6 protein-coding genes and 2 pseudogenes are annotated in these 5,288 nt (G+C 64.3%); 3 read left to right on the forward strand and 5 right to left on the reverse strand.

The genetic code is table 11. The annotated features are described in order from the left end of the window. Positions 1 to 313: pseudogene (locus ACFC0D_RS37970) on the reverse strand (DUF664 domain-containing protein); the annotation flags it as partial. A 5-nt stretch (positions 314 to 318) separates the two neighbouring features. Here ACFC0D_RS37970 and ACFC0D_RS37975 point away from each other — a divergent pair. Beyond that, entirely contained in the window at positions 319 to 447 is a 129-nt protein-coding gene (locus ACFC0D_RS37975) for a hypothetical protein (protein ID WP_376446539.1), read from the forward strand. A 21-nt stretch (positions 448 to 468) separates the two neighbouring features. Here ACFC0D_RS37975 and ACFC0D_RS37980 read toward each other — a convergent pair. Further along, a protein-coding gene (locus tag ACFC0D_RS37980; RefSeq protein WP_376446553.1) for an IS5 family transposase occupies positions 469 to 1,265 on the reverse strand; the annotation gives its coding sequence in 2 pieces (ribosomal slippage) (positions 469 to 944 and positions 944 to 1,265; 798 coding nt in all). Between the two features lie 95 nt (positions 1,266 to 1,360). Here ACFC0D_RS37980 and ACFC0D_RS37985 point away from each other — a divergent pair. Continuing rightward, positions 1,361 to 1,972 (forward strand): hypothetical protein, encoded by a 612-nt coding sequence (locus ACFC0D_RS37985; RefSeq protein ID WP_376446542.1) that lies wholly within the window; start codon positions 1,361 to 1,363, stop codon positions 1,970 to 1,972. 25 nt (positions 1,973 to 1,997) lie between these two features. Here the strand turns inward: ACFC0D_RS37985 and ACFC0D_RS37990 are convergent, their stop codons facing one another. Beyond that, positions 1,998 to 2,819 carry a hypothetical protein gene (locus ACFC0D_RS37990; RefSeq protein ID WP_376446544.1) on the reverse strand — a complete coding sequence of 274 codons (822 nt, stop codon included), beginning with the start codon at positions 2,817 to 2,819 and terminating at the stop codon, positions 1,998 to 2,000. Positions 2,820 to 3,297: 478 nt separating this feature from the next. Further along, positions 3,298 to 3,891, reverse strand: a complete 594-nt coding sequence (locus tag ACFC0D_RS37995; protein WP_376446547.1) for an SUKH-4 family immunity protein — start codon at positions 3,889 to 3,891, stop codon at positions 3,298 to 3,300. A 204-nt stretch (positions 3,892 to 4,095) separates the two neighbouring features. On the opposite strand from ACFC0D_RS37995, the gene ACFC0D_RS38000 reads away from it, so the two are divergent. Further along, positions 4,096 to 4,569, forward strand: a complete 474-nt coding sequence (locus tag ACFC0D_RS38000; RefSeq protein WP_376446550.1) for a HEAT repeat domain-containing protein — start codon at positions 4,096 to 4,098, stop codon at positions 4,567 to 4,569. A 61-nt stretch (positions 4,570 to 4,630) separates the two neighbouring features. Here ACFC0D_RS38000 and ACFC0D_RS38005 read toward each other — a convergent pair. Further along, positions 4,631 to 4,741 (reverse strand): annotated as a pseudogene (locus ACFC0D_RS38005) (IS5/IS1182 family transposase); the annotation flags it as partial. Between the last annotated feature and the right edge of the window lie 547 nt (positions 4,742 to 5,288).

The raw sequence follows: 5,288 nt of genomic DNA on the forward strand, positions 1-5,288 counted from the left end.
TCCGAGTGTTCCCAGGTGCGCCGGTAGAAGTCGATGATCTGATCGCGGGTCTCGTCCTCGGTCGCCCACAGGTCGCTGCCGTTGGAGTCCTGCCATCGGGGCAGGGGTTCCGGGGAAGGGCGGTCGAAGACCTCGCCGAAGTACCTCGCCTCGACGGTGGCCACGTGTTTGACCAGGCCGAGGAGGTTGGTCCCGGTCGCTGTCAGAGGTCGGCGGGTGTCGTATTCGGACAAGCCGTCGAGTTTCCAGAGCAGCGCTTTGCGGCCTGCCGCAGTCTCCCGTGCAGTTTGTTTTTCGCGAATTCGTCGATCATGCGGCATGAGCCTGCCATGGGCTGCTGGTGGTCTCAAGATCCCGTACGTGGTCCGCAACGACCGGCAGAGCCGAGGCCTGGCCATGGCCGCCGCCCTGACCTGCTACAAGAAGCTCGCGAGACTTGCCACGTGAGACAACCTCTTAGAGGACGTCTTAGTTGGTGATTCGGCGGTAGCAGATGAGTGCTGCGGCGATGCCGACGAAGCCAAGAAAGTGATCTGCCAGACGTTCGTACCGGCGATGCAGGCGACGGAATCCGTTTATCCAGGCCACGGTCCGCTCGACCACCCAGCGGTGCCGGCCGAGTCGCTCCGATGACTCGATGCCTTTGCGTGCGATACGAGGAGTGATGTTCCGGTCTCGTAGCCATCGCCGCAGGTGAGGGTAGTCGTAGCCCTTGTCTCCGTGGAGCTTCGCAGGACGGCGTCGGCGTGGTCCACGACGCGAGCGAATCGGCGGGATGCCCCGGACGAGGGGCTCGAGTCCTTGGCTGTCATGGGTGTTCGCCCCCGAGATGCCGACTGAGAGAGGGAGTCCGTTGCGGTCGGTGAGCAGGTGGATTTTGGATCCCATCTTGCCTCGATCGGTCGGATTCGGTCCCGTCAGAGCCCCCCTTTGAGTGCCCGGAGAGTGACCGAGTCGATGGCGCATCGGGACCAGTCGAGGATGCCGTCGGAACCGAGCTCGTCGAGGATCACGCGGTGGAGCTTCGCCCAAACACGGGCTTCGGTCCACTGCGAGAACCGGCGGTGGACGGTCTGCCAAGACGCCCCGAAGACCGGTGGAAGCTGCCGCCACGTGCAGCCGGAGGTGGCGACGAACAGGATCGCAGCCAGGACCCCACGGTCGTCAGCTCTGCGACGTCCGCCCCCTTGGGGACGGACCGGTGCCTCGGGCACCACACGCAGGAAGAGTTCCCACAACTTGTCCGGCACCAGCCGCTGCATCATCTCCATGCCATCACAACGAGGGCCCCGGCTGCCCGGGGACATGGGATGTGGTCGATGCTGTCGGAGACGTTGCCCGACAGCATCTTCGAGGAACCATGACCGACTACCTGCAGGCCGTCTTCGACATGCTCGGCCCGGCGGAGAGCCGATATGCCGATCCTGCCGCGTGGCTTCGTCTGGAGCAGGAACTCGGCAGAGAGCTCCCCACGGATTACAAGGCGATCGTCGACGCCTACGCACCGGTCCAACTCAACGGCCACCTTTACCTCTCATCTCATCCGGCTTGCGCATGGCGGGAGCTGGGCGAGGAGATCCGGTCGACGTCGAGGATCTGGGCGGAGAGCCTGTGGGAGTCCTACGACCTGGAGCCCGACGAGGATCCCCGCGTGATCTGCAACCGCCCGCAGATCACCTTCGGCACCCCTGACGGGCTCATCCCACTCGCCGGCACGGACCAAGGAGCCGCCATCTTCCTTGCCCCAGAGGTCCACGGATTTCCCGACGGCCTGGTGGCTCAGGGGGCAGAGGGCGAATGGGCTGGCCACCCTATGACCTTCGCCGAGTGGCTGTACCGCTATCTGATCGGCGAGGAGATGGCCGGCTGGGACAGCGCGTCCTTTTACCCCGGCCCCGTCCGGCTGGAGTACCTGCCCACAGAACCGGGAGAACGCACCCGCGAGGCATACGGCCCAGAGCGCGGCATGTGAGGTCCGCACCAGATGAGACGACTTCTTAGGGACTGTCACGCGACGCGACGCTCGCGTCCTTCGCAACCAGGCGATTAGCGGGGTGGGCGGCGCTCTTTCGTGGAACTCCCGGGGGAAGAACAGGAGCTAGGGTTCGGAAGACTCCATCCATGACGTCGTCCGTGTACCCAGCTACTGTTTCCGACGCCTGGAGGAGAACTCCGCCGCTGTCGAGCTCATAGACCCCGTGAAATGCCCCTGACTGCGAAAGGCTCCCAGCTCCCCCGAGTCGCTCCGCAAGCTCACTGGGGCAGAGGGTAACCCATGCGTACCCACGGAGGACGTCGCGCGCTTCCACTACGGAGTCCTTATGCTTCCTCCTCAATCCAATGTCCAAATTCGTGCGGTTGCTGAAGCTCCCATATTCCACTCGCCCGAATCCTGGATTCATCGATTTCATGACATCTCGCAGCGATTCTGAGATCCATGCACAGTATTCGGCACTAGCCAGCGCCTCATCGCCACAGTGGAGCCCTATAGAGAGCGTAACGTGATCGGTGCCGGATGAAATCTGAGAAGCCTTTACTCGCCCGATCTCTACCTCCCCGGAGAAGTACACGAGGCTCGCCGAGTAGGGGATCGGGGTGAGCTCGTCGAGGAGATGACGCCACCCCCCTCGGTCACTCGTGAAGCGTTCAGTCTCCGCACCGTCGGCGCGACAGATCGACGCAATAGAGGTAACGGCACCGCTTCCCGACGATTCCCATTCCGTCAGCGCGGAAAATAGCGTCGACAGAGCCCCGTTGAACCAGTCCTCGACAATTCGCGAGCTCGGATTGTCTACATCGACCTCGACATACAGATCCATTGCTCTCCTCGCGTGGTCCGTCTGGGGATCGTCGCACTGGCCACCGACAGTGAGGTCACGTCGGGGCGCCACAGAAGCTGAGCCAGAGTTCCTCCCCTTGGGCAAGGCCAGGTAATAGCTGGTTATTGGCGGTATGTCTGGGTTCGGTCTCCGTTGGACACCGCGTGACCGAGAACGACACTCATCCGCGCGCGGCCTGGTCAAGATCGAGATCACTGCCGACGACCGGGAAGCAGCGAGGACGGCGGCGGAGCGGATCGTGGGGCTGTGGCTTGCGAGCTCCATCTCGACCAGGCCCGTTCCCGATCAGGAGTTCCGGGCGGTCATCCATGCCGACATCGACCGCAGCCCTGCCGAAGGTGGCCGCCCTGACGCGTACCCGCTTCGCGGGCAGGAGTGACAGCCCTCGGGACAGGGATTGCTGTTTCTCCCGGCTGATCGGCCGGCCCTGCAGGGACGTCGCCTGCGCGCGGCTGCTTCATCGCCACATGTTGAGCCTGATCTGGTCGAAGAGTATTTCCCATTCGCCTTCTTCGTCTGTGAAGGGTGTGGGATCGACACCGGTGATCTCCTGAGTCATACGATCCACGATGTGTGCACGCTGCTCGTCCTCGTCGTTTCCCAGCTTCAGGTAGTCCACCCGTCCTTGGTTCAGGACGATGAGGGCGTGTACGAGGCTTGAGATGTCCGCGTGCATCGGCTGGTAGCCGATCTCTCCTTCCGGAAATGCGTAGACCCGCCCGTCCCGCGGGTCGAGTGCGACTGTGGCGTAGATGAAGTCGCCGATCGTCTCCCAGGTCTCGGCTTCCGGCGGCAGTTCGGATCCGGCTCGTTCGAAGGACGCCTTCAGGCTCGGGCCGAAACGCAGGCGCCGCGCACTGTCGTCCTCCGGATCCATCCGAGGGCCGAAGAACTTGTTCTCCGGGAGTCCGACAGTTGCCAGGAAGTTGGCCGTCGGCCCATGCAGATGCCCAGGTGCTGCCTGTGGGAAGTAGGTGACGGAGGTGAGACCGAATGCCTCGATCACGGCTTCCGGGGTGATGTGGGTAAGAATGTTGGACCTGTCTGTCATGGGTGACCTTGGCTCTTGCTCGCGGCCGCGAGGCTGGGGGAGTGGGTCATGATCTCAAGGTCACCGTCGGTATCCTGACGAAGGTGTTCACCGCCGAGCAAGGGCTGGGCGGCTTGCGCTGAAGGAAACACAAGTTATCGCCGTCGCCCAGACTCCTTCATCTATCCCTGAGGCCAGGCGGCGACCGTCTCCTATGCTCGGGCCATGGACGGATACCACGGCCTGACGGCATTGATCGAATCGGCGTGGGAGGAGCTGCACGGCTCCGATGCGGGCCGCCGGGACCTCTGCCTGGATGTCGTCAGCGACGTCCTGGGGACGGGCCGCCTGACACCGGATGACGCCGAGCAGGCCGTCGAGCGCCTAGTCACGGTCGCGCTGTCCGATGAGGGCTACCCAGTGCGGGAGTCCGCGCTGCACGCAGCCTGCACCGCCTCCGCGAACTACAAGCTTCCCTACCGGGTGGTGGAGCCGCTCGCCGCCGGTGCGGACGTACTCGAACCCTTGCTCCTGGGCTACGTCCTGGCCATCCTCGGCGCAACTCACGACCAAGCGGCGCTACCGGTTGTTGAGCAGTTCCTCCAGCACCCCCACCCCGAGGTGCGCAGGGAGGCAGCAGAGGCAGTGAAGGAACTGCGCTGGAGCCGGGGGTCCGCCCAGGGAGAAACGACCCTGTAGCTCCGGCCGCTGCAGGAGCGCCCGATCGCATGGTGGTCGGGCTCGCCAACGGGGGCCCCTTTTGACGGGCCCCCGCTGCGTTCTGGTGGGCGCGCACGATGGTGGAGTCGATCGAGACGACCCAGCCCAGGTCGCCCTTGGCGTCGGCCTGGGCGAGCAGGGCGCTTAAGACACGCCCGGATCAGCGATCGTACGGTCGGAACGGCACGGCCGGGAGGATCAGCCCATCGCTGAAGGCCGGTCAAGGTCGAGCGCCGGGGCCGGCAGGTCGAACTCACAGATCTCCATCCCGGCGAACGAAGTACGGTCCTGGTCGAATTGAAGCCACACGCGGGGCGCCTCGTCGTCGAGATGAAGCCAGGTGCTTTTGGCACGGTTGGCCGGAGCCGTTTGAAGGTTTGTGCAGGTCGGGCTGCACCCGCACACCCATGGAAACGCAACCCCGCCATGGCCTGGGCCATGGCGGTCTCACCCTCCGAGGCCAGCGCCGCATTGAGGAACGACACCCGCGCGGGATAGACGTTCCGCAAGCAGTGGCGGTTTAAGTCTCGGTCACATGGTCAGGCTAGCTGTCCCCAGTGTGCTCCAGTCTCGTCAGCACCTAGATCCATAAGAAAGGCCCTAGCTCTCGATCGTGCGCAGGTGGCCCTTGGGCGGTTCACCTCCGCTCGAGCGGAGGTGAACCGCCCCCCCCGCGGTGGGGAGAGGTTGGCCCGGCC

Source organism: Streptomyces sp. NPDC056222, from assembly GCF_042264065.1.
GTDB lineage: Bacteria > Actinomycetota > Actinomycetes > Streptomycetales > Streptomycetaceae > Streptomyces.

Coding starts and splice junctions, on each gene's coding strand:
- ACFC0D_RS37975 (WP_376446539.1), top strand. CDS start 319: ATGAGCCTGCCATGGGCTGCTGGTGGTCTCAAGATCCCGTACGTGGTC.
- ACFC0D_RS37985 (WP_376446542.1), top strand. CDS start 1,361: ATGACCGACTACCTGCAGGCCGTCTTCGACATGCTCGGCCCGGCGGAG.
- ACFC0D_RS37990 (WP_376446544.1), bottom strand. CDS start 2,819: ATGGATCTGTATGTCGAGGTCGATGTAGACAATCCGAGCTCGCGAATT.
- ACFC0D_RS37995 (WP_376446547.1), bottom strand. CDS start 3,891: ATGACAGACAGGTCCAACATTCTTACCCACATCACCCCGGAAGCCGTG.
- ACFC0D_RS38000 (WP_376446550.1), top strand. CDS start 4,096: ATGGACGGATACCACGGCCTGACGGCATTGATCGAATCGGCGTGGGAG.